Genomic DNA, 23,305 nt, shown 5'->3' with positions numbered 1-23,305 from the left:
CTAACCCCCAAATCGCGGATATACGGCGCTCTCAGGCCATACGTTCATAAAAGGCAACCAATGGCTGGGTGATGGGGTTTTGTACAAGCTCGGGGCGAATGGCTTTCAGCTGCCTTACCGGCGCTAGCTCATCCGTCGGCTTCACGATTCCATTGCCCGGACCTTTCCGGGTACTGTCGGTGTTCACCTTTAGCCTGTCATTATTCAGATACGATTCAACCCGCTTAGACATGGCGTCGCTGGGGGATGATGCGTCATTAAGTTTTTTTAAAACCGCGTCTTTATCCGTCTGAGCCGCAGAGACCAGCAGTTCACTGCTGGCCTCAATGTCTGCGTTGCAGGACCCGAACTGGCATTGGGCCGCAAAGACGGGTTGAGTGCCAACCGCCACGAGCATTAACGTTGTCAGTATTACAGATTTCATAATCACCTCTTGCAGTCGTGAAAAGTCACTTTTGTGCGGTGCCCATGCGGGTCACCAGATTTTCCGGGCTCAACCAGCCGGTGAACAACTGAGGTTTACCCGACAGCGTTACCATGGTTGGCGTACCCTGAAGCGGAATAGTTGAAGCAACCTGGAAATGCGATTTGATAATATCGAGGCAGGCCGCGTCAGGCCGTCCTTCCGGAATGATTGATATCGAGCTCATTGCAGCATCCAGCGCATCATTAGGTTTGGCCGCACACCAGATTTTTGCCATATTCCCCGCGACCACGGAGTTCAGGCCTGCACGCGGAAAAGTGAGGAATTTTATTGAGATCCCGGCATCGAGATAGGATTGAAGATCATGATGTAGTTTCTGGCAATACCCGCAGGTTATATCAGTAAACACCGCCAGGCGATATTTTTCATTCGCCGACTTATATTCTATGGATTTTGTTTTAGCAGCAAACTCCCTGACACCTTTCAGTATCGCCTGTTCCGTTGTATTCTCCACATCTTTGCCGTTAACATGAAACAAGCTCCCGGTAAAAATGTAATCACCATCTTTGCTGACGTAACTCACGCCTTCTCTTGAAATCACGGTATAAATATCTTTTACTGGGGATGGTTCAATATGCTCGATGGACAGCCCAACTTCTTTTAATTTCTTCAGTGCTGCATCAGGAAGCACGTCAGTTTTCACTGTCTGGGCATTCATGCTAAAGGCCGTACAAGATGCCAGTAATAAGAATGATGCCTTGATAGTCTTATTCATTTCAGCTCCTTTAATGGAGCATTAATACTATCATGCGAAAAAATCCTCCAAATTCGCTTAAGGGACAAAATTCCCTCCCTATAGTAAAAATTTTTAGCCCGCGATGTGGGAGAATATCCAGTATGTAATTCCAGTGGAGATTATCTCGTGTTTATACCACCAGCAGATGATGTGAAACCTATTCCCGTTCCTGTTGAAGTCTACACACAGTGCATTACCGATGCCTCCCGCTTTTTCGGGATTGATGCAGAATTGGTCTTTACGCTTTTTGATAATGAAGGCGGAAAAGTGGGAACGTTCAGCCGGAATAAAAATGGCACTTATGATATTGGACCTATGCAGATCAATTCGTCCAATCTGCCGGAAATACGTGGCCACTTTCCGTCTGTTACCTGGCGGGTATTGGCCTATGACGCCTGTGCCAGTTTCTGGGTAGGTACCTGGTGGCTTTACCGGAAAATTGTAGACCGAAATGGTAATGTATTTGAAGGGATTGCCGATTACAACAGCAAAACCCCTAAGGTCCGGGCGAGGTATATCTTTAACTTCATGGTCAAATACAATCGCCGGATTCAGGGCCGGAATGGCATGGACGAGTTATATCAGTGGACGCAACCAAAGACCCAGTACAACGGACATATTGTAAAAAATGTTCCGGAGTAAATTACCCCCCTACTCTCCAATTTATTGTTTAGTTGTTTTACGTGGCTGTGAACAATTCATCACTGAGCGAGTGAAACTGTCCCGTGAAAGAGGTTAGGTATGCTCCAATCAATATACGAATTCCTGTGCAAGATACGCTGTTCTCCACAGAAGCTTAGAAATAAAGACTTGGACGGGATCTTGCCTCAGGATGAATCAACAGCTGGCTTATGGGGACCTCTGCCATTAATCCATATTGTTCTTTTCCTGGATTTTGATGGTGTAATCCACAAATGTCAGAATGAATCTTTCGAACGGATGTATTTGATTGAGAAGTTACTTGATGCAAGTCCTTCAATGTTCATCGTTATATCAAGTTCATGGAGAGAATGCGGGAGTATTACCTACCTAAAGTCACTTTTCCGCTCGCCGTACAGAGACCGGGTAATTGGCGCAACCCCATCCCTGTGTCTACCCTCGGGGGGAATAGGGGTACGTGCAGCTGAATGTGAAGAATTCGTGGCCAGGCACCAGGTAAAAGCCTTTATCTGCCTTGATGACGATACGACCCTGTTTCCGCCAGAATATCCGCACCTGATCCGTACGGATTATTACACGGGGGTTAAAGAAAAGGACATAACGGATCTGATAGCCAGATATAACCTACTGATGGCCCGTTTTTATTAAAAAAGTAACTTTTCCACACACTCCGTCAAAAAAAACCATGATTCGCCATCTACCAAAAACACTGCATCAGTCGATCAGAAAAGTAACTTTTTCCTCAACTTTAATTTAGGCCAGTAAGCATTCACGTTTCTTAGGGTGGCGAGTGAACTGGATTTGGAAAGAGAATTTGAATCGTGATTAAGATAGTATCCTGTTTGACCATTGTTTTAAAACTGAACAAACCTTATCCAATGCTCAGTTAGCCGGTGTACTTTTCTCAGATTCGTGGTTTACCTTGAATAGCACTGCCGTGAATAGTTATTTTCCCCGGATGCAGGCATAAAAAAGCCGTGCCCAAAAAGAGCACGGCTTTTATCAGTCAGTATTCACTCCTACTTCTTATTATCATTCAGCCAGTTTTCAGCTCTCTCTATTCTCGACTGATACGGTTCGTTTGTATTGTTAAGGTCTGACTTCATAAAGTTAACGAACGCATCTGCTTTATCCGACCCGAAGCGTGGATCATCGGTCAGTTGCTGACGAATCGCACGCTCTGAGTTTTGTGATGCACTCTCATACGTCTTGATCCCATCACTTCCCATATCCTTATAACGGCTGGTCACCGCGCTCAGACCATCTGACATTTGCAGGTGGTTGCCAACCTTGCCCAATAACGAACTCGGCATATTTACCGGATTCGTTGCATCGTTTGCCAAAGATGCGGGCGTAGTCAGGACCCCAATACCTGAGAGCATGTCGTTTACGGGTTTTGCTCCGATAACGTCAAGCCCTCTGGCAACACTCTCCTGGCCCGATAAAAGCGTACTGCCAATCACACTACGTTCTGTATTGGACTCAATTTTATTACCAGCAAGGGTATCAATCGTGGTTTGGGTTCGTTGGCCAACGATCCCGCCGCCAGAGCCGCCTTCACCAAGATTCGCCCTTATTGCTGAATCAAGAGAGCCTGAAGCCTTGTTGTGCATGTTGAAACCTTCATGGATACTCTGGAGATCATTCATCCCCCAGCTAACGTTGTAGTGACCCAGCTCGGTGAGGAGGCTTTGAGTATCCGCTTTCAGTTGTTCTTTCTCAGCGCCGGTTGCCATTGTACTGGCCCCATAGGTAAACACGGCTTGTGCGGCCAGCTCCGCCCGTTTGTCATCCGGCTTTTTGGTTGGGTCATTTGCAACCCTGTCAAAATAATTCGGGAGGTTGTTTGATATCCCGCGTATCTGGCTATCTCCGTACATAGAATTCAGTTTTTCGCTGGTATTACCCATGCCTGAAGTAGCATGCTTGCCGCCTATACCAGTTTGAAGCTGGTCGAAAGTTTGGTTGGCGTTCTTAACGTCCTGCCCAGCCCCCTGAATTCTTCCCACGGTCTCATTAGTCACTACAGGGGTATTCTTATCCAACGACGAGAGAACACTTTGGTTTTCTTCGCTATAGGAGTTAGCTACATTACCTTTATGAATGCCCTGAATATCTTCTTTACTGACCGAGCCCACATTGTACGGCGTAACACCTGATTCGGTTTGTCCGCCAATATGTTGATTAGCATTCTGCTGGTTCTGTGCCAATCCAGCTTTCGCCTGAGCATCCAGACCTTGCCCTACGTCAGCAACACGATCGGCACTCATTACGCCGGAGGTATCTACATGGTCTGGTGTGCGCTCCTGCGCCTGTGCAATGGTATTAATACCCGATGCATCACCAGTGATTCGGTCAAGTTGATTGGTAATTGGCAGCATCTGTTGAGCGTTACCGCCGAAGTCAGCAACCAGCCCTTTAAGCAGGCTGGAGGTCTCACGCAGATCCTGCTTATTGCTCTCAGCCGTTTCACCCCTGGCAGTATCAATCGCAATTTTTTGCTCACTAAAGTCGCGTGTCGTTGCCACCAGCGCATCAGTTCGCTGGAGTTGTGATCCCAACTGAGTGCTGGCCTTAAATGTGTCATTGTAAGAATTGAATTTATCCATAAACGCATTCTCATCAAGACCATTTTTCCGTGCAAAATTACGCACATCATCATCGCTGAAGTTTTTATTACGAATAGAATCGGAGAATCTGTCTAGGTTGACAGACTGTCTTGAGTCGAGTGTCATGCCGGTATTAGCGCTGGCGTTCGTTGAAAGTGACGTCGACAGATTTTCGGCCATTGTCTGTGTTGCCTGGTTCATTTTTGATGCAGCTTCTTTGAATGCATTGGTCTGTGCAAACTGATCACTGTTTACCTGAGAAGCCGCTTTACTCATTTGTTCAGAAAGTCCTGAGTTTTCTGACAATTGAGTCGTAATAGCTTTATTCAAATCAGTTAAGAGGCTATCACTGCCTGAATTCGATTTTGAGATCCCTGAACCAACGGTACCCGATGCTTTCAGACCTAGTGAATCCATCACTTTCTGACCTATGCCCCCAGCCCCCCCTTTTCCAAGTTTTTCCTCGCCACCAAGTCCCAAACTTCCATTGAGGAGAAGGTTTGACACCACACCAGCTAATTGCTGCGAATTAATTCCGTGCTTCGCCCCTACGCTATTAGCGACGTTTGCACCGGCCTGGTCTGTATATGATTTCAAGTTTTGCAGATTCGAGGAAAATTGCTGGCCCGATTGCCCCGAACGACCAACTTCACTCATCTGATTGTAGGCCTGCTGGAATGAATTACTTGCTGCACTCATGACTGATGAGGTCATTGCCGCCCCTTGTCCCTGGCTTGACGCGATACTTGAACCTGCATTCCACGTACCGAGTCGGAAGTTACTGGAGTCCATGGCCCCGCCACCGCTGAACCCCTGCCCGGTGCTTGTCAGTGCTGTACGATTAACATCCCCAAATGATGATTTTCCGCTATTTGGCGCATCCCACACTTTCGGCGTGAGGTGGCTGGAGTCCACAGGTGCGGGTGGCGTAACTCCTTTCATCGCATTCATCATTGGATGAATGGATTGCGTCATCAGGAACAGCGTCAGGACTGGGATAAGAGCATAGAGCGCTGATGCAACTGATAAGTAAGAACTATATGTTTCGGCAAGCCCTGGTAAGCCCATCCAAGTCACCGCGTTACTCTGACTATTCAGTGTGCTCCATGTATCAAGATCCGCTGTTGCCACCTTCTTCACGTAGGCATTGACCATCACCGCAGTAATCGGCCACATATTAACGAAGAGAATCAACTGAAGATATTTTGCCGCTGCGGCAACACCGTTTCCGCCGAGTGCAAGCAGCATGAGCAATGCAAACGGAGCAACCATGTACGCAAACATTTCAAGAAACGCAATTGCCGCACCAGATAATTGCAGCCAGAGCTGCCCCTGAGATGCCATGGTATTCGTACGTTTTAATGATGCCTCAAACAGTTGCATATCCGAGGCCAGACCAAGTGGGGTTTTGTATTTACTGGCACCATTACGTAGCTCATTCATGATGAACAAAGAAAGCGTCGCGTCATAAGCGCCAATCGCCTTGCCATACATGCCGTTCGCCGACGCCATTACATCCGTGAAGCTCGATCCGGATGCGGCACCGCCCGCCTCTTCTGGGGTAAGAATACCGTTTGTTTGCCCAATCAAAGCAATCGTCTGTCGAGCCTCCGGGGTGCTCGTTACCTGTTTAACGGTCGACCAGACCTCTTCACAAGTCGCTGACTTTGAACTATTCACACCCACGATGTTAGCAGATGCGTTCTTCAGCGAACCTTTCATCGCCTGATTAATGCGTTCCATGCTTTCCGCGACATTTGAAGAGAAAATATCGTTAAAAATGGTTTCTTTCCCAGCGATTTTCGCGCTTGAGTTTTGTGTTCCCTTGAGGCAGTTATAGGCCAGTGATTGCACTGTCGCACACACGTTCATCGCACCTAATCCGCTAACTGGTTCGGGGAACGCTGAACAATACCCCTGGCTGTCCCCGCCCCATTGTAAGAATTTAACGAAGCGAATCATCGGGCCAAGAGTAATGTCATCATCAAGCGTGGTTGCGGCAAAGTCGATCGGCGCCAGCGGATCAAACGCCGTTTTATAGTCTTTGAGTAGGCCCTGGCTAAGGTTAGTGGTTACAGTTCCCATCGCCGCGATAAAAACAGGAATACCATCGACATTTCTCACTTCACCAGACTTAACCGATTCAATAGTCACATCCACGCGTACTATTGCCATCGAAAAAAGAATCAGCCCAAGAATCCATGAAAATATCGGCACCTCTGCTTTTGTCGGGTTCAACAGCCAAAGCCATGTTTTATAAAACAGGCTGGCTCCAGCCAGCACCGCTGCCGTGGTGAGAAATGCTTTTACACCGGTATATTGTGAGAAAATCAGGGCAATCCCGTTAAGGGCGGACCACACGAACTCGATATCACCTACTGTATAGATGTTGTAATCCATATCAGACCTCAGTTACCTGTGCCACGAAGACTTTCCATGAACGCCTTCCTCTTTAATCGGCGATCATCCCATGCTGAAATGACATCAGAGCTGTTACCTACCTGGCTACGGGTGAGCTCGTAAGCTGCTTTTACCTGATTGCTAAGGTTTTCAGATAACCGAGTCAGGTCCTGCCGCCGTCCGGAAAGTGATTCACTGGGGATATTCATAGCGCTGATCTTTGCTTCAACTTGCCGAAGCATGTTAATGACAAGGCTGGTGGCCGCTATTGCACTGATATCCTGGATATAGGCATAGCCTTCAGGGACATCAAAAGTCTGAAGAGAATCAAGAATTGTTGGGATGCCGATATAAGAAATAATGCGTAATTCATCATCAGAGATCCTGACATCGCTGATTGCCTTTGTTTGAACCTGAATTAGGAGGTCTGAAATCGTATCCTTCAGTCCTTTGAAACCACCATCCATCACTTCAGACATAACCAGGCATTGCGACTTTCTCGCTGAAGCAGGATCGGGTACAGGCGAACATTTGAGCATTTTTATGGAGCCACCAGCCGGAGGACCCATGATGAAATCCGATACCGTCATCGTCGATGGACGAACTTCCATCCCCGCTTTTTCACCTTTAGCATCCCAGTTGATAATCACAGTGCCGACAAGCGACATCAGCTGCTCTGCGAGTTTGTAGCCAGATAATTCAGTCACGCCACCGATATTCATAGAACCTTTATCGATGTCCATAAATGACATATAGAAAAGGTTTCCACTGAATTTTTCAGCAAACTCTTCAGGGTCTTTTGCTTTTACCTGGGAGGTCACAGTTTCTGGCGACTTGGTCATTGATGAACCGAAATCAGGCAACAATCCATTAAGAGTACCAAGCATTGAAGCTGGGCCGGAACTGACCGCATTCGCATACTGGCTGGGTGGTCCAACATTTTCAGAAAGAAACGAGTAAGTAGCGTTGCAGGAATCTTTGGCAAATTTGTTCAACGCCTGCAATTTGTTCTGGATATCATTAATAGTCGCAGCACAGTCAGCACAGATTGCCGATACCGCGACATTAAATGCATAAATCGCGGCCCCCTGCGCGATACCGCGAGCAACCTGCACCAACTGATCTCCGTTAATCATACTGAATGAACCGAGGAAAACATCGATGCCGTTACAGCCGACGGAAGCTTTGGGGAAAGACATTGAAACTAAATTGGTATTCACGTTTGTTGTGCGGTAGGAAAAAGAGCCGCCAACCACACCGGTACGGGTGGCCGTTTCAAAACTGGCCGGGCTGGTTGTCGTCATCATTCCATTAAAAATATTACGCATGGCGTTATCGGCACCGGCATTTGGTGCAATCATCGCCGTGCAAACGGCTAACGACAAAAGTAACTTTTTTGCACAAACATGGAGGTTAGCGCGCATATGGGCCTCCTAAACTGCCACCAACATTCAAGTAGTTCACAGGGTCCGCTGTAGGCATATCGTACCCTTCCAACTTCTGGTCCATTATTCGTTGCAATAAGAACGGGTCAGATTCCATTTCTGATTTATTCACTGTAATTACGCCATCCTCACCAATGGTATATTGGCGCTTAATATCTAACGTGGATTGGAATGAGGCATCATCAATCAGGTTCATGCCCTTTGCAGCCAGAATAATAGTATTCTTGAGCTCCTCAGCAGTGATCATACCTTCGCTAATTCGTTGCGCTGATGACCCGTCTTTCGACACAAGGAAAATAGTTGGCACTTCGCGGATTTTGAATTGATCAATAATCTGCGCATTAGGGACAGAGAAATCCTGGAACAACCCATTTTGTAATGGTCTGCCATCCATGCTGACAGGGAGAATGTCGACCGAATAGTAATTCTGCATAAACTGGAGGATTTGACTTTCTTCGTGGCAGAACTCACAGGTACTCTGGAAAAAGAAAAAGAGCCCGGATCTTGTGAAAATATCTTTCATTACCGTCTGCTGGTTTTTTTCCACAACCGTACGATGTGCATCCAAGGCAACCTTCTCAACCGGCTGTCTTCGTTTTTCAGACATCATTGGATTTTTAAGAAAATAATCTTTCGACTTATCCGAAAATCGCGTACCGATATCCAACATTAAACGTTGCGCTGTATAAAACCTCGATAAGTTTTCAGGGGTCGGATTATCCATTGCCTGAGTCAAAAGCCGGGGCATATTGTCCTTTAGCCACTTTGAATTAAGATCAATCTTTTCTTCTTGTACTGGCTGGGACGAAGATGCAACAGGAGGCGTAGTCTCATTAATTTCTTCCTCAGTTTTCCGGGCTGGGTCGTCATACCAGAAAAAACCTTTCTTAAAGGCTTGTCCTGACACAAATGGGGTGTCTTTGATAAGGGTCTGGTCTTCATTTGCATGGACGCCAGTTATAAACAAAGACATCAGCACTAACATCTTTGAAGGCAGTAACGTTAATCGAGTCATTCACCGATCTCCTCATGGAATAGAGGTATGATGGCATAAAAAAAATCACCGGGAGTTCGATAACGGAGTAGATTTCATGCGTTAAAAAACCAGAAATGTGACGCCGACAAAGCCCCAAAAACGACAGTTCAACACAGTGTCCCGGTAAAGACATGGTCTGTAAGAGAGAAATGGATTAATTATATGACGGTACAGTAATGCAAATTCGCGTTGTCATTCAGACAACACTATCCAGATTATGAACGATCCCCGTACTTTGCTGGTTAACGCATAAGGGAATTTATACTTAATTGAATACCTATAAGAAACGAAATTGGCAGGCGCATCATAAAATCTGGACTTTTCAAAGACCGTAATGAATCAAAGAATGGCAATTCATGTTAGTTATACTTACAGAAAATGAACGTTGGAAGGATAGAGCAGACAAAAAAATACGGATGGTAGTAATATTTAACACAGTATGTTTTAGATACGTCAGAACGGAAGCCGTCTGAAAATAAACAGCAACATGAGGAACCATGTGTAACGGTATGCAAGCCAAAGATTTAATAGATAAAGACGACGCAGTCTTTAGATTTTTGGTCTCAGCTTAAAACCACTCACATAAAGTAATAGCTAATCTAACTCCTCCTGAGAATATCTCGCTATTGCAGAGACCGTTGACGACAATCTGCACCGAGGGCAATGAGTATCATTGGTATACGGGACAATGTAAGGCCGCTTGCATTTCGCACAAGTTTCGAGTTCCTCTATTTCTTTCATTGACGTGAGGATCTCAATGATTTTATTGACCTCAGGGGCGCAGACGAAATACCCAAGGTTATGCAGCACGCTCATGATTCGGTTGAAGTCAATATTGCGGAAGCTGGATTCCGGATGAATAGGATCAAAACCGAAGTAATTTACCGCGACATCAATAACCGCAGAAAATGCTCTGCGGTTATCCGAACGACGACTCCACCCTCGAATACCTTTTTTAACGTTTTGTTGAGGTTCCGATCTGAAATCAATATTTTCTGCAACATGGCTTCCATAAAGAATTCTTATTGAGTTTTTATTCGCACCAAGTGACATCGTTTTTGTAGCGCTCAACAACATGTTAGCTTTAGTTTGATCGACTTTAGCCATTTTTATTAATCCTTCAAGAGCACTTTATTTGCCAAAGAGTTGAACACATCCTGACGGTGGCATGTAAACATAGTGTCGTAACGCAATAGTTCCATTAAGTCGTCACTAACTTTACCCAAACGAATGTCGGCAGATAATTCGTATGCCCAGGCAAACACCTTAGATTTTAATGTTGCACTATCATCCCCCAACCCCGGTGTAAAGGCAATTATTCGTGGGAATAGAACGACATCGTTAATTGCTTTGAGTGATGACACACCAACATCTTTTATTGCATCTACGGTAGCAGGCTTTAATCCAAAAAATATACTGACAAACTCAGGTGCAAGCATTGACATAAAGAAGATCTGCATAAAATAATCATTTTGTATGTCTACACACTTGGAGCGTAACTGCTGAATTTTGCTCGGATTATAACAATCTTCCTGCCCATTCAACAAAGTAACTTTTTCCCCTGCATTGTAAATGCCGAAGTCAGTATCGTCACTGTCATATTCACGGATAACGTTAGTGTCACCATCAACAACGGCCATAAAAAATTTATCCCACGAGATCTCTTTACCTAAAGAACGTGGAACGAGGAAACTTCCGGGACGTGTTTCAACTTCGAATGCATTATCAGCCATTGCCCCAAACCCGGTTCCAAATAGACGGCGTTGCAGGAGTGGAGACCCTGTTTGATACATAGAAGATCCGTGAATAGGCAATAACATTAGGAATGCACGGTAACTACGAATAATCGAAATCTCGGTACGTAATAGTTTACCGAGTAGGTTACGCGTTATGTTATCTGATTCTGACATGTGCGGATTGTCCTTGCGTCAATACAATTGTACTAATCTTCTACATGAAATTAAAGTTTGGTTTTTGAATGATGAAAAGTAACTTTTGGAATTTTAATACTGCCTATTTGAGTCTTAAAACTAACCATTCATCCATTGGCCTTACTTGTAACACTTTTTGACCAAACTAACCAGAATTTTATCAAAAAACCCTGCGCTTGCTAACGAAATTTTAATCGCTTAAAAAAATAGCAAAGCCCGAATCGTTATCGGCATTAAGCGGCAATAACATTAGCGAAAAAAGCGATTCAGGATGAATATTTTTCCGATTGATTAACATGACTACTACATAGGGTCACTTCTTGCCGAAAAGTGGTCCTATGAAGCCTCGACATAGGGTCACTTCTTTGTGAAAAGTGACCCTATGTAGCCAAGACATAGGGTCACTTTTTTTAAAAGTGGCACTATGCGCAAAAAACATAGGGTCACTTTTGTTTAAAAAGTGGCACTAGATATATGTATAACTTAGTAAGTAAAACAGCACTTTTCAGATCACGGTCTCAAAATACCCATGGCAGAAAAAGTTACTTTTCTGCCGCGCTTAAATGCGCCCATCTCAGCCGTTCCCGTGTTCATCTGGAGCTGCGCACTATCTGTATTCCTCACGCCTCCGAAGCCCCACCTCAAAATTCTCGATAAAAATCACGGAAAAAAGTCCTGTTTGTGAAAAAAAAATAAAAACCACTTCGGTATAGTGATTTCACATCAGGAGGTCACATGTCTAATTCGAAACTAATAAAGTCACTAGAATTATCACGCAGTTTGATGCGTTCACAAATCGAGGTTCTGCGGGAGGCAGCTGAAGACCTTTGCACAAATTACTGGATCGAGTGGAAAGAACGGAATCATCTGGAGATTAATTTACCCCGGCCTAACAATACGCTAAAGCGTGAGTATCTGGGTTCGTATGCGCCGAAAATTGAATTAATCGGTAATGCCAAAAAAGTTACAATCACCTGGCATAAGTTCAGCCCGTTTAAAACCAGGTCTCCCAGTCATATGTCGAAACGGATTTCTGCGATGAAAAGCGGAAAATATTCGAAAAGCTGCTTTGTTAATCATGCCTTCTGGGAATATGAAATGATCGAAAAAACGGAGGGAGTACTAGAACCCTACAGAGAATTACTTGAGTTCTATCATACTGCGTATATCGAACTGGGACGCAAAATCCGTAAATACTCAAAATCAGAGGTGGCACAATGACCGACGTAACAATTAATGAAAGCAAGCAGAAGACACCTGATGTAAATGCCCGCTCCTCTCAGACTCCTGAAGATAGCCGAAGAGCCACGCAAAGTAAAAATGAACATTACGGCATGGCAACAGTAACTATTACTCCAGGCACGCCAGACTTTAACCGATTTCTTACGGCACGGAATCGTTCCGTAATAAGAGGCTTTAATGATGTTAGCATTGCTATTTCATCATTATTCAGGACGGTTAATGCGGTAAAACACCCTGAATTGGTGCAGGCAATTCAGGACTGGTTTAATGAATTGCACGACGAAAACAATTTGATGAAGCAGAATCTGGAGGCCCACATCGCCACTATTAAGGTTGATGAAAGTGATCCATTCTTCTCATCAACTGAGTTTTCTCCGTTCAGATTTGAATCTGTCCAGTTAAACTTCAACAACCAGAACACGATGCGATTTTATAAGCACATCTTTGAAATGAACAACCTTCTGACCCAGATGTATAAATTCAACTCTCTGGGTCAGCTGCCGGTTAGCGATTACAACGTAATGGCGCACAATATTATCCGAAGTCTCAACATGTATATCGAACGGGTCAAAAAAACACTTAACGTGTCGCGCCATGTAAAAGGTTCTTACAGTCCTGATGAGTTTATCGAAAAGGTAAAACAGTACAAAAGCGTGCAGGCATATATTGCTGCGGAACTATCTGGTAAACGCCAATAAGGATTATTTGATGAATTTCAGGGCGCTATTCCTAAGTATACAAAGAGTTTTAGGCATCTTCTCCAGTAGGGAGAATGATGTGGCTGAGTTAATGATGAAGGATGTTTCGAGTCTTTCACCATTTGCTCAGATTATAGGGGATCAGAAATACACTGTACCGGATCACCCGAATCTTGAAGTCCTGAAATTCATTGAGTACCCAACTCGGCCAGCTGGGATACAAACGTTTAATGAGCAGTCTATTCTTTCTCTTTACAGAGATAAACTGCACTCAATCTCTATGATGCTGGCAATAAGTGATGGAGACATCCGTGAGGATGCCTTTACCTTCACCAATCTGGTTTTAAAACCATTGATTGAATACATCCGTTGGATTCATTTACTTCCTGCTTCAGAAAACCACCACCATAATGGTATTGGCGGATTGTTGTCACATAGCCTGGAAGTTGCAATGATTTCTTTAAAAAATGCCAATCATTCTGAATTGCGCCCAATTGGGTATCAGGATGAAGAAGTCATTCGCCGAAAAGTATATCTCTATGCCGCTTTTATCTGTGGCCTTGTGCATGATGCCGGAAAGGTATATGACCTCGATATAGTAAGTCTGAATCTGAATGAAACTTTAACATGGGCGCCAAGCTCGCAAAGCCTGCTTGACTGGGCACGTGAAAACAATGTTGTCGAATATGAAATACATTGGCGAAAACGCATTCATAACCAACATAATATATGGTCAAGCGTTTTCCTTGAGAGAATATTAGATCCGGTCTGTATGTCATTCCTCGACCGTGTCAAAAAGGAGCGCGTCTATGCAAAAATGGTTACGGCACTGAATGTCTATAACGATGGCAATGACTTTCTGTCCAAATGTGTAAGAACCTCAGATTATTATTCAACGGGAACTGACCTTAATGTATTGAGGGACCCGATAATGGGTCTGCGGTCGAATGATGCTGCGGCAAGAGCAATAGGTACCATTAAGCATAACTTCACCAGTATTAATATTAATAACTATAAATCCAAACCCATGCACATCATTATTGTAAACGGTGAAGTTTACCTCAATGAAAACGCCTTCCTCGACTTTGTACTTAGTGATTTTGCGGCCCACAAGTTCAACTTCCCACAGGGGGATGCAGGTAAAACTGTACTAGTAGAGTCGCTGGTTCAACGGGGTTATGTTGAGCCTTACGATGATGAGCGTGTGGTTCATTATTTTATTCCCGGGACATACTCGGAAAATGAAATAGCCAGCATCTTCCGAAACGGTATCGGTAAGCTGGAATTTTATAATCTCCTGAAACTTCGCTGGATCGGGTTAATTTTTGACTCATATAAAATCCCGGATTCTGTTCCGGGCCTCTTCAGCGTTAATGCAAATAAAGATTTCATCTATATTGATGAACAGAAAACTGTAACAGAATACAGAAGGCCGGTCCCGGGTCGTGAGTCTGTTACCAGAGTAACGGACACCGTAAGCGACGCCATTGAAGATACTCCACAATACGGACTCAAACTCGTGAACGGCCCTGATGCCGACAGTGTCAACGGTAAAAGCAGTGAAAATACTGAAGCCATCACAGAAAGTGTGGAGGCGGCTGGCACGGATAAAGCAACCGATATTATTGATCCGCAGGTTACTACGCCAACAGATACAGCCGGAACAGGCGGCTTGGATGAAAAGGAACGGGTAGAGGAACATGAAGAGCAGAGTCAGATGCGTCTGGTCGAGCAGCTGCATGAAATGCTTCTGAGCGCCCCACTGCCCCACAACGCAGTCATTAATATTGATTCCGTACCTTACCTTAATCTCGATGCTGCTATTGCGTTAATCCCTGGTATTGATGAGGCGGCATTTTGTGATGGGCCCTTTTTCCAGCTGACGTACCGTGATGGATCACTGGATGGTATGTGGATAGTCCGTGACGTAAACAATCTACGCCTGATACAACTGGGGGATAACTGTGCTGGTATTCAGGTGAGCACCTCGGAACCCCGAACCACTTCTACGCTGAAGTCGCTTTTTGATACGTCAATGTACCAGCCGTTGGATATCCCTGAAAGTCCATCATTAAACGAAGCGGTTTCGCCCCCACAAACACCGCTTGATCTCCCTCCGGCGCGACTGAATACCCCCCAGGCTGTAGAGGCCAATTCGGTAGCTGAACAGATTAACGCCCACTCCGAACCGGAGACCGTCACTGCTTCTGAGTATGAGCAATATGGCCACCTGCTGGAAGAAACCCTAGATAGCGATAGTGAGGCATATTCTGACTTTATAGTCGCCGACAACTCTGTGGTTGAACCCCCCCAGCCTGAGGCGAAAAATAGCGATGTCGCCGAATTCCATGATGAAACAGACCAGGTCGTTGCGCCCGGTAAATTGAATGATCCTGAGGATACCAGAGAGCCACCAGCTCCCAATACAACCGGGAAAGAAGTAATTTTAACAAGTCCTGTGTCATCACAGGACCCTATAAAATCGGAACCCGCCGGGGAGAAAGCGAACCATCTATCTCCGGCCCTGGCTCGTCTGTTTGCGGTAAACACTCAAGCAGAGAAGAAGCATGAAAATCCGCCGGTCACGACTCCAGTGAAAGAAGCCTTTAATCGATCCAACTCTGCCACAGTTCAGGCTCCTATTGCCGTTGACCAACCTGGTGCAGAAGAAAAGGAGACACTGGAAGATTTTACCCTGCTAAGTGGCGGTGAAGTTACAGAACTTGAATACGTCGAAATTGCCACAATGCTTCACCACATTCTGACTAAGTTATCTGGGTCGTTTAAAAGAAAGCGGAAAAACCGATTCATGGTTTTGACCCAGAACACCTTTTTTCTGACCCAGTCATGTGTTGAAAAATACGGGACGCAGTTAAATGCGCCTGAGCTTTTTAACCAGCTTCCTCAATACCAGGTCACCTCCGGCGCCATAGTCAATACAAAATGTTTCGCATTCAACATGCCAACTCTGGTAGCCGCATCCGACCGGGCAAAGGTCGATATTGAGTTAATCATTAACACACTTAAAGATGTAGGGAATCTATAATGGCAAAATCAAAAAGGACCAACCTGCACGCCCAGGAAAACTTTTACAGGCCGATATTGGAGTACAGAAGTGCCTCAGTACTTTTAATTTGCGCCATAATAATGCTGTTTATGGGGTTTCGATCAGATGGGTTGAATATTGCCCCCATCATTTTGTATACCGCTGCCTTCATGCTTTTGGTTTGTTTGTACCGCTGTAAAACGGCATACCCTTATTTGATGGCGCACTGGCGCGTGTTTCAGCGCCAGATTATGTTTATTAGCCTTAAATCGCTCAGGTCGATCAACAAAAGTAACTTTTTCTCTAACGAGCGAAAGTACCGCCAGCTGGTACAAGAGTATAAAAAATCCAACCGTCAGGTACCGGACAGAAAAACCTACTTCTGTAACGGCTTTGAATGGGGTCCCGAGCATGCAGATCGCGCGTATCAAATTGCCAATCTCTCAAGCGATAAAAGAGAGATAGCCCTGCCATTTGCCCTAAACCCCATAGCGCGGCATTTTGAGGCGATGGCCAGATCCATGGGTGGCAGTAACGCCATTTTTGCTGTTGATAAACGGGCGCCAATTTTTGTTACCGAAGATAACTGGTTCGGCCATACCCTCATTACCGGAAACGTCGGTACCGGTAAAACAGTCCTTCAGCGGTTATTGAGCATCAGTATGCTGCATTTAGGCCACGTCATTGTGGTTATTGATCCAAAGAACGACGCAGATTGGCGGCAGTCACTTATGGATGAAGCGGCGGAACTTGGGTTGCCATTTTATAAGTTTCACCCTGCCCAGCCTTCTTCTTCAGTGTGTATTGATGTCTGCAACGCTTATACCAATGTTTCGGACCTCACCTCACGCCTTCTTAGTCTGGTTTCGGTTCCCGGGGAAGTTAACCCATTCGTACAATATGCCGAGGCTCTCGTTTCAACTGTGATCACCGGTCTGTCTTACACGGATAAAAAACCGTCGATATATCTCATTCATAAAAACATGAAAAGCCACATGGCAATCCTGAACCTCACCGTAAAAGTTCTGGAATGCTGTTATGCACGGCACTACGGGCCCGATGTATGGATGGAAAAGGTGAAATATTCTTCGAATGATACTCTACAAGTCCGCTTTAAGCGCCTTGTTGAATGGTTTTCTGCCCACTTCTTGAATTATGAAGGTGCCGAGCCCATTGATTGGATTGATACCGTCGGCCGGTTAGTAGATTATTCTTTGTCTGATCCTGAGCACATGTCAAAAATGACAGCGGGTATTATGCCGCTGTTCAGTCGTCTGACCGAACAACCACTGAATGAATTGCTTTCGCCGTCACCTAATTCACTCACTTCGCGTGAAATAGTCACTTCAGATGGAATATTCAGTACCGGAGGTGTTCTCTATATCTCGCTCGATGGTCTTTCCAACCCGGAATCCGCCCGGGCTATTTCGCAGTTGATAATGTCAGACCTGACGTCCTGCGCGGGTAGTCGCTATAACTCTGATGATGGTGATATGTCCTCACATTCAAGGATCAGTATTTTCGTCGACGAAGCACACTCCGCAATCAACAATTCAATGATAAACTTACTCGCTCAGGGTCGTGCCGCACAAATTGCATTGTTTATTTGCACGCAAACCATTTCCGATTTTATTGCAGCAGCAAACGTTGAGACTGCAAATCGTATTACGGGTCTGTGTAACAATTACATTAGCCTGCGGGTAAACGACACCCCAACGCAAACGCTGGTTGTAGAAAACTTTGGTAAAAGTCCAATTAGTACAAATATGGTCACGTATACGACAGGATCAGAAACCACTTTGCCGCATAATAACTTCTCTGGTTCGATATCAGAAAGAAAGCAAACAACGCTGGAAGAAAGTATTCCGAAAGAGCTTTTAGGCCAGGTTCCAAAATTTCATATTGTGGCCAGACTTCAGGATGGTCGTAAAGTCGTCGGGCAGATCCCGATTGCCGTAAGTGAAAACTCGATGAGACCCAATACAACATTATTGGAGATGTTCCTGAAACCAGCCGGAAAAGTAACTTTGCGTCAGAATGTGGGTTTAGACTATTTAAATAAACATCTAAGGAAATTGCATTGATGGACGAGCAAATTACTCTGACACAAAATCAAATTTTCAGTTCATCTCTGAAAGTCAGTAAAAGCCGTTCGCTTGTTAAACGGCGTATGCAGTCATTAGGCCTGAAGTTTGCCGATTCGCAGGATGTTCGTGACCGTCTGGCAGGGATTGAAAAAGGTGCTTTGAAATCTGTGGGGCAATTTTGCCATGACAACGATGCTGAGTCTTTATCAGCGCTGGCTATTATCCTTTCCGAGCTTTTTCTGCTCCAAGGGGAACTGTCCACCAGCAATGAATACGGTGACCATGAAACAAGTTACTGGTCCGTAGCTCAGGGACCTTGTGATGAATGGGTTCAGTCTCTTCTTACGAGCGAAGACGGACAGCGAAAATTTATTGGTTTTCGCATTACATTCGACAATTCTGAAGAGCGCCGCCGCCTTGTTGATAAAAATTCAAAAATGCTGGGGAGTTATTTACTTCCCTATTTTGTCAATTTTACGAGTGCTGCATCGGCGTTTATTACGCTGCCTGACAGCGTCACGTTTAAACAAGTACAACGCAATAAGCCACTCATTCACCCTGAAACCACATTAAGTCACATTCTTACCATAGAAGACTCGGCGTTTCTCTCTCGTATCAAATTTAAACTAATCTCGGCGATTGACCGCCTGCCCGACCCGACCGGGCTGTATGCCAATATGTTCAACCACATTATGGACCGGGCACTATTAACACACCTCGACCGGGAGCAAATTGATAGCCCTTGTGTGTGCAAAAAGGTCATCTCAACCTACGCAGACACCATGCTAACGCTCCCGGTATTTAATACAGGGATCACCGGGAGATACCGACACTGGACGCCCTGGGGGATTAATTTTGTTGAGTTTAGCCGTCAGGCTGCAAAGGAAAAAGCCTGTGTCTATGTTCCTGAACCCGGTCAAATTCATTGGAAAAGTCCGGAGCATAAGGAACTGGCTGAGTTCAGCCTGATCAACCACATAATCCCGCAGCAATACCACTGGTTGCTGGGTGTGCCAACAATCTGGCGAAGCCACTACCGTGACCATGGCGACCGATTAGACTTATTCAGGGAGTGGAGGGACGCAAATGGCTGCGGATAATTCTGCACGGGCAGTATTCATCAGAGGACTGCTTTTTTTAGGGATGATGCTTTATCTTATTTATAGTCTGGGCTTCCAGAATACTGACGATCTAAAGCAACAAATCACTCAGGAGGTGAACGCCAGTCGTAGCCTCATTTCTAATGACCGGTGGTTGTCGGTTATTGCAAATAGTGAAGCTACTTTGTCGACTCTGATTAATGACTATAAGCTGATCGAATATCTGAATACGATACTGATCCCGGAAACGACGAAACCTGCGCGTGGGCTGAATTACGTTGCAGAGAAGATGTCATCGGTAAACTACACTGTGGCAAAGAATCTCCCCTTGCTCATTTATCAGTCCATTTTCCGCTGGAATCTGATACTCGGCTGGCTGATTGTGTTTTCACCTTACTTAATTGCTATGCTCGCTGACGGCATGTATCAATGGAAATTAAAACGTTACGTTTTCGGTAATGTAACCGTTCAGTTTTACAGGATCTGGTTCAGAGCCTTCTGGATAATTGGTGCATTAACCTTTGTTTACCTCTCAATGCCTAATATGTCTCTTTTTAACAATATCGCTCAACTGTTCCCCCCTGTCGCATTGCTGATATTGGGAATTGCACTCAACCGCTTGTGGTCTAACTTTCAAAAACTTATGTAATAAGGTGGTCAGATGTTTAACCGTAAAAATAAGAAGTCACCTGCCAATATCAAAGAATCGCTTGATGAGAACGCTGACCGTTTTTATAAGATGTTCCGAATCCATACCACCTCAAAAGTGGTTATTTCCCTTCTGGCATTAGCAGCAGCAGGGGTTTCGGCCTTTAATATTTACGATAAGTATCAGGAATCAGAAGGACGAATGGATCATATTGCCGTCGTGCGCATATCGGGAGAAATGGGCACCGGGTCAGAGGCCGGTGACGGTTCTGTGATAGCCGCAGCACTGGCAAAAGCGTACAACAACCCGCATGCCAAAGCTGTCATTATCGAGGCGGAGTCAGGTGGTGGCGGACCTTCAGACGCGATTATTATTTATCGCCAGATTAATGCACTTCGAAGCCACCAGCAGAAGATTGAACGTATTTCACATGCGGAATCCGCAAGCAAGACCCGTAATACGGGTGATACCAGTGCTTCACGCTCGCAGGACGATATCAATGCCGAACAATCGAAACGCAATACCCTGGAGGTCCTCTCCGCCGGGAGTGGCCGTTTCATTGCCGATATGGAAACCAGCTATAAGCCTATTATCGTTAGCGTCAAAGGCATTTGTGCTTCAGCGTGCTACTACGCCGTGTCCCCTGCTGACGCCATTTATGCAGATAGCAGCGCTCTGACCGGCTCGATCGGCATACGAATGGATCACTGGAACCTGTCCCGCGTCATGGATACGGTCGGTGTTAAAAATGAGCCGCTCACAGCAGGGGAATTTAAAGCTGCACTCGACCCTTATCATCCGCTTTCCGAGGCCACCCGGGATTTTATGCAGAAGCAAATCCTGGATTCCATGCATGAAAAATTTATTTCGGACGTTGAGCAAGGCCGGGGTAACAAACTAATTAGCCGCCCGGAGGCAAATGCTGTCGCTCTGTATTCCGGCCGGGTATGGACAACGCAGCAAGCAATCCAGTACGGTCTCATCGACGGTGACCTGACACCAGTCGAGGTCCGTTCGCGTCTGTCTCAAATGTATTCGACCACTACATTCAAAACGTACAACGAGCCGCAACGATCGCTTCGCTCCGCGCTCGGTATGTTAATGAGCCTGTCAACCAACATCGAAACGCTGGCGGGCACAACCTCCCGGTTACTTGATTCTGTTCAGGCCACCAGCTATCCGACGGTGAAATAAGATGGACGTGATCCTGATGGCGTGGCGGGTGATAGCAATAAGTATTATTGCCCTGGTACTCATTGTGCTTTATTGCTTGATGGGATTCGTATCGTCAGCCATTGCTGAACGCAGGACGGCCAAGCAAATTGAAGCGTACCTTCCTGATGATGCAGAAGGCCTTCTGAGCGATTTAACTCTGCCGGTTAGTGCCACTGGCACCACGCAGATTGATCACGTCCTTATCGCCTCTCATGGGCTCTACGTCATCGAGCAGAAGAACTATGCTGGAAAGCTCTATGGGAAGCTGGATGAAAGCCACTGGCGAAAATGGAAATCGTCAGGGACACTAAAGTTACAAAACCCGTTCAGGCAAAACTACGGTCACATCAAGGCCATTCAGTCTACATTACGCGCCAGCGAACTGGAGTGTATCAATGTTGTCATCATTAACGGGCCCTGCAAGTTTGAAGGTGAGAAGCCAGACTGGCTTTGCATGGGTATGGGTGATTTTGTTCGGAAAGTCACTGAGCGGCGCCAGTTAACTGTATTCAAGCCTGAGGCAGTAAGTTATATCCGTGGGGAGCTGAAGTTAAAGAGAAAGCCTCCTGGCCTTTATACTGATCTGGACCATATCCACAACGTTACCACCAGATACAAAACAACTATGCGATTGGAGCAGCGTATTACCTATAACCTTTTGCGCTTTCTTCGGAATCTACCGGGTAAAATATTCGGTTCGACAAAGTAAAAAAAAGCCCTGCTAATTTATGCGGGGCTTTTTTATGGATTCAACACCGGAATATTTTGCCATGCTTCCTGCATAATTTGCATGACCTCCCCAATGGGTAGCGACGGCCATAAGACTGTGTCAGTCATGATTACGCCAACCGGCTCACATTCAATGGGAACCAGAATTAAAATCACACGAGTCCCTTTAACCTGATACGCAAGATTAACTACCGCCTGTCTGTAGGTTGCCAGAACACCAGAACCGTACTCCGCTGGTTTGCTGGCCCAGTTCCGTACCAGAGCATAAGCCTGCGGCATATAACGATTATCCAGAACGCCCTGTGGCCGACGAAAAGGCACAATATCATCGGAGCGGTAGATAGTAGTGGTGGTTACGTTGGCCGTTGTCATTATTAAACTCCTCCCGTCCAACCCTATTAAATCTGAATGAATAGGGTTCAACTAACAGTTCCTAGTCGTGAAAACTGGCTAGTGTAGCTAGAATTTTTGTTCCATTTGTTGAGCTTCAAAATCTCTCGTTGCCTTCAATAATGAAGCGCCACTGTAGTACTCCGGTTCAGTAATATCATCCTCTTTATTCAACCATTGCGAGGCTGATTCATTGCCTGTCTTAACTGTACTCACATCGCTGCCTTGGTATTTGGGCAACATTACGGCATCCACTTCTTGATAAACGCCATTGCGTTTCACCAGGATTTTAACCGCTTTCGCTTTGCTGCGTTTTTCGCGCACTTTATTAACCAGATACAGCACGACAATCCAGCCTACCAGTACGTAAAGAAAAGTATTCATAATGCCCTCCTTTGTATGTGTCCATTATACCAGGTTCCGTCCCAGCCCAAATAGGTTCGGTGCATGAAAAATAGACTTTCCCGCTTGAATCTGCAAATCACCTCCGGCGTGCCTTTGCTGCCCCGAGAGATATTTTCTTTCCGGATGCGTCTGACAGATTCAGAAAAGGTACTTTTCTGCACGACGGATTTAATTTAGATTCTCTGACTTCACGCCCCACCAGCCAGAGCCCACGGCCGCAACCTTTACGAAAAAAACCGTCAAAATTACCAATGTCGATAGCTCCCCACCAGCGGACGCCTGCGAACAGCATCAATCACCACCACCCCCACATCCGCCACCAGCGTCACCACCACCCCCACATCCACCATCACCGCCTGAGGTATCGGGGGTAAAGAAGGAACCATTTCCGTCGGCAATCCCCCCTCTCTTACTATCCTGCGTATACCGACGCCCTTCGGTCT

20 protein-coding genes are annotated in these 23,305 nt (G+C 45.6%); 10 read left to right on the top strand and 10 right to left on the bottom strand.

Annotated features, from left to right (window positions below):
• Positions 1-31: 31 nt before the first annotated feature.
• Positions 32-424 (bottom strand): hypothetical protein, encoded by a 393-nt coding sequence (locus NMC31_RS20595; protein ID WP_032610466.1) that lies wholly within the window; start codon positions 422-424, stop codon positions 32-34.
• Between the two features lie 25 nt (positions 425-449).
• The gene (locus NMC31_RS20590) at positions 450-1,199 is read right to left on the bottom strand and encodes a thioredoxin fold domain-containing protein (protein WP_032610468.1); all 750 of its coding nucleotides are present in this window, start codon (positions 1,197-1,199) and stop codon (positions 450-452) included.
• Positions 1,200-1,346: 147 nt separating this feature from the next.
• Here NMC31_RS20590 and NMC31_RS20585 point away from each other — a divergent pair, with 147 nt between their 5' ends.
• Both NMC31_RS20585 and NMC31_RS20580 read left to right on the top strand, forming a co-directional pair.
• The gene (locus NMC31_RS20585) at positions 1,347-1,862 is read left to right on the top strand and encodes a lytic transglycosylase domain-containing protein (protein WP_032610469.1); all 516 of its coding nucleotides are present in this window, start codon (positions 1,347-1,349) and stop codon (positions 1,860-1,862) included.
• A gap of 99 nt (positions 1,863-1,961) precedes the next feature.
• Positions 1,962-2,528 (top strand): HAD domain-containing protein, encoded by a 567-nt coding sequence (locus NMC31_RS20580; RefSeq protein WP_015062996.1) that lies wholly within the window; start codon positions 1,962-1,964, stop codon positions 2,526-2,528.
• A 371-nt stretch (positions 2,529-2,899) separates the two neighbouring features.
• On the opposite strand, the gene NMC31_RS20575 is transcribed toward NMC31_RS20580, so the two are convergent.
• The 5 genes from NMC31_RS20575 to NMC31_RS20555 all read right to left on the bottom strand — a co-directional run bounded on the left by NMC31_RS20575 (position 2,900) and on the right by NMC31_RS20555 (position 11,280).
• The gene (locus NMC31_RS20575; protein WP_015062997.1) at positions 2,900-6,889 is read right to left on the bottom strand and encodes a conjugal transfer protein TraG N-terminal domain-containing protein; all 3,990 of its coding nucleotides are present in this window, start codon (positions 6,887-6,889) and stop codon (positions 2,900-2,902) included.
• Between the two features lie 8 nt (positions 6,890-6,897).
• Positions 6,898-8,313: an IncHI-type conjugal transfer protein TrhH gene (gene trhH / locus NMC31_RS20570; protein WP_015062998.1), complete on the bottom strand. Its 1,416-nt coding sequence runs from the start codon at positions 8,311-8,313 to the stop codon at positions 6,898-6,900.
• Complete coding sequence (locus NMC31_RS20565) at positions 8,303-9,349, bottom strand: thioredoxin family protein (protein ID WP_015062999.1); 1,047 nt, start codon at positions 9,347-9,349, stop codon at positions 8,303-8,305. The genes trhH and NMC31_RS20565 overlap by 11 nt, the downstream gene beginning before the upstream one ends.
• A gap of 615 nt (positions 9,350-9,964) precedes the next feature.
• A complete protein-coding gene (locus NMC31_RS20560; RefSeq protein WP_015063000.1) occupies positions 9,965-10,477 on the bottom strand; it encodes a hypothetical protein in 513 nt (170 codons plus the stop codon).
• 5 nt (positions 10,478-10,482) lie between these two features.
• On the bottom strand, positions 10,483-11,280 hold the full coding sequence (locus NMC31_RS20555; RefSeq protein WP_015063001.1) for a hypothetical protein: 798 nt from the start codon (positions 11,278-11,280) through the stop codon (positions 10,483-10,485).
• A 756-nt stretch (positions 11,281-12,036) separates the two neighbouring features.
• Between NMC31_RS20555 and mobI the strand changes: the two genes are divergently transcribed.
• Genes mobI through NMC31_RS20515 form a run of 8 tightly spaced genes read left to right on the top strand, consistent with a single transcriptional unit; the run spans position 12,037 to position 22,047 of the window.
• Entirely contained in the window at positions 12,037-12,522 is a 486-nt protein-coding gene (gene mobI / locus NMC31_RS20550) for a conjugative transfer protein MobI(A/C) (RefSeq protein WP_015063002.1), read from the top strand.
• Positions 12,519-13,241, top strand: coding sequence for a hypothetical protein (locus NMC31_RS20545; RefSeq protein WP_253898957.1), 723 nt, complete (start codon positions 12,519-12,521; stop codon positions 13,239-13,241). The genes mobI and NMC31_RS20545 overlap by 4 nt, the downstream gene beginning before the upstream one ends.
• 10 nt (positions 13,242-13,251) lie before the next feature.
• Positions 13,252-16,287 (top strand): MobH family relaxase, encoded by a 3,036-nt coding sequence (gene mobH / locus NMC31_RS20540; RefSeq protein ID WP_015063004.1) that lies wholly within the window; start codon positions 13,252-13,254, stop codon positions 16,285-16,287.
• Entirely contained in the window at positions 16,287-18,371 is a 2,085-nt protein-coding gene (gene traD, locus NMC31_RS20535) for a conjugative transfer system coupling protein TraD (RefSeq protein WP_015063005.1), read from the top strand. The genes mobH and traD overlap by 1 nt, the downstream gene beginning before the upstream one ends.
• The gene (locus tag NMC31_RS20530) at positions 18,371-19,474 is read left to right on the top strand and encodes a hypothetical protein (RefSeq protein ID WP_015063006.1); all 1,104 of its coding nucleotides are present in this window, start codon (positions 18,371-18,373) and stop codon (positions 19,472-19,474) included. The genes traD and NMC31_RS20530 overlap by 1 nt, the downstream gene beginning before the upstream one ends.
• The gene (locus NMC31_RS20525; protein WP_015063007.1) at positions 19,461-20,123 is read left to right on the top strand and encodes an IncC plasmid conjugative DNA transfer DtrJ family protein; all 663 of its coding nucleotides are present in this window, start codon (positions 19,461-19,463) and stop codon (positions 20,121-20,123) included. Before NMC31_RS20530 ends, NMC31_RS20525 begins: the two co-directional genes overlap by 14 nt.
• Positions 20,124-20,135: 12 nt before the next feature.
• Positions 20,136-21,317 carry a S49 family peptidase gene (locus tag NMC31_RS20520; protein ID WP_032610470.1) on the top strand — a complete coding sequence of 394 codons (1,182 nt, stop codon included), beginning with the start codon at positions 20,136-20,138 and terminating at the stop codon, positions 21,315-21,317.
• 1 nt (position 21,318) lies between these two features.
• Positions 21,319-22,047: a nuclease-related domain-containing protein gene (locus NMC31_RS20515; RefSeq protein ID WP_015063009.1), complete on the top strand. Its 729-nt coding sequence runs from the start codon at positions 21,319-21,321 to the stop codon at positions 22,045-22,047.
• 32 nt (positions 22,048-22,079) lie between these two features.
• Here NMC31_RS20515 and NMC31_RS20510 read toward each other — a convergent pair whose 3' ends face one another.
• The 3 genes from NMC31_RS20510 to NMC31_RS20500 all read right to left on the bottom strand — a co-directional run bounded on the left by NMC31_RS20510 (position 22,080) and on the right by NMC31_RS20500 (position 23,248).
• Positions 22,080-22,439 (bottom strand): hypothetical protein, encoded by a 360-nt coding sequence (locus NMC31_RS20510; RefSeq protein ID WP_015063010.1) that lies wholly within the window; start codon positions 22,437-22,439, stop codon positions 22,080-22,082.
• Between the two features lie 87 nt (positions 22,440-22,526).
• Positions 22,527-22,841 (bottom strand): hypothetical protein, encoded by a 315-nt coding sequence (locus NMC31_RS20505; protein WP_015063011.1) that lies wholly within the window; start codon positions 22,839-22,841, stop codon positions 22,527-22,529.
• Positions 22,842-23,107: 266 nt separating this feature from the next.
• Complete coding sequence (locus NMC31_RS20500) at positions 23,108-23,248, bottom strand: hypothetical protein (RefSeq protein WP_154591402.1); 141 nt, start codon at positions 23,246-23,248, stop codon at positions 23,108-23,110.
• Between the last annotated feature and the right edge of the window lie 57 nt (positions 23,249-23,305).

Source organism: Pseudocitrobacter vendiensis (genome assembly GCF_943590815.1).
GTDB lineage: Bacteria > Pseudomonadota > Gammaproteobacteria > Enterobacterales > Enterobacteriaceae > Pseudocitrobacter > Pseudocitrobacter vendiensis.
The sequence above is the reverse complement of the archived record's forward strand: the minus strand, read 5'-3'. Positions and strand labels throughout refer to the sequence as shown.

Excerpts from the sequence above, each read along its gene's own strand:
- NMC31_RS20575 (WP_015062997.1), bottom strand. The coding sequence starts at position 6,889 with ATGGATTACAACATCTATACAGTAGGTGATATCGAGTTCGTGTGGTCC.
- NMC31_RS20560 (WP_015063000.1), bottom strand. The coding sequence starts at position 10,477 with ATGGCTAAAGTCGATCAAACTAAAGCTAACATGTTGTTGAGCGCTACA.
- trhH (WP_015062998.1), bottom strand. The coding sequence starts at position 8,313 with ATGCGCGCTAACCTCCATGTTTGTGCAAAAAAGTTACTTTTGTCGTTA.
- NMC31_RS20530 (WP_015063006.1), top strand. The coding sequence starts at position 18,371 with ATGGACGAGCAAATTACTCTGACACAAAATCAAATTTTCAGTTCATCT.
- NMC31_RS20590 (WP_032610468.1), bottom strand. The coding sequence starts at position 1,199 with ATGAATAAGACTATCAAGGCATCATTCTTATTACTGGCATCTTGTACG.
- mobH (WP_015063004.1), top strand. The coding sequence starts at position 13,252 with ATGAATTTCAGGGCGCTATTCCTAAGTATACAAAGAGTTTTAGGCATC.
- NMC31_RS20545 (WP_253898957.1), top strand. The coding sequence starts at position 12,519 with ATGACCGACGTAACAATTAATGAAAGCAAGCAGAAGACACCTGATGTA.
- NMC31_RS20500 (WP_154591402.1), bottom strand. The coding sequence starts at position 23,248 with ATGGTTCCTTCTTTACCCCCGATACCTCAGGCGGTGATGGTGGATGTG.
- NMC31_RS20510 (WP_015063010.1), bottom strand. The coding sequence starts at position 22,439 with ATGACAACGGCCAACGTAACCACCACTACTATCTACCGCTCCGATGAT.
- NMC31_RS20505 (WP_015063011.1), bottom strand. The coding sequence starts at position 22,841 with ATGAATACTTTTCTTTACGTACTGGTAGGCTGGATTGTCGTGCTGTAT.
- NMC31_RS20555 (WP_015063001.1), bottom strand. The coding sequence starts at position 11,280 with ATGTCAGAATCAGATAACATAACGCGTAACCTACTCGGTAAACTATTA.
- traD (WP_015063005.1), top strand. The coding sequence starts at position 16,287 with ATGGCAAAATCAAAAAGGACCAACCTGCACGCCCAGGAAAACTTTTAC.
- NMC31_RS20525 (WP_015063007.1), top strand. The coding sequence starts at position 19,461 with ATGGCTGCGGATAATTCTGCACGGGCAGTATTCATCAGAGGACTGCTT.
- mobI (WP_015063002.1), top strand. The coding sequence starts at position 12,037 with ATGTCTAATTCGAAACTAATAAAGTCACTAGAATTATCACGCAGTTTG.
- NMC31_RS20580 (WP_015062996.1), top strand. The coding sequence starts at position 1,962 with ATGCTCCAATCAATATACGAATTCCTGTGCAAGATACGCTGTTCTCCA.
- NMC31_RS20515 (WP_015063009.1), top strand. The coding sequence starts at position 21,319 with ATGGACGTGATCCTGATGGCGTGGCGGGTGATAGCAATAAGTATTATT.
- NMC31_RS20595 (WP_032610466.1), bottom strand. The coding sequence starts at position 424 with ATGAAATCTGTAATACTGACAACGTTAATGCTCGTGGCGGTTGGCACT.
- NMC31_RS20565 (WP_015062999.1), bottom strand. The coding sequence starts at position 9,349 with ATGACTCGATTAACGTTACTGCCTTCAAAGATGTTAGTGCTGATGTCT.
- NMC31_RS20520 (WP_032610470.1), top strand. The coding sequence starts at position 20,136 with ATGTTTAACCGTAAAAATAAGAAGTCACCTGCCAATATCAAAGAATCG.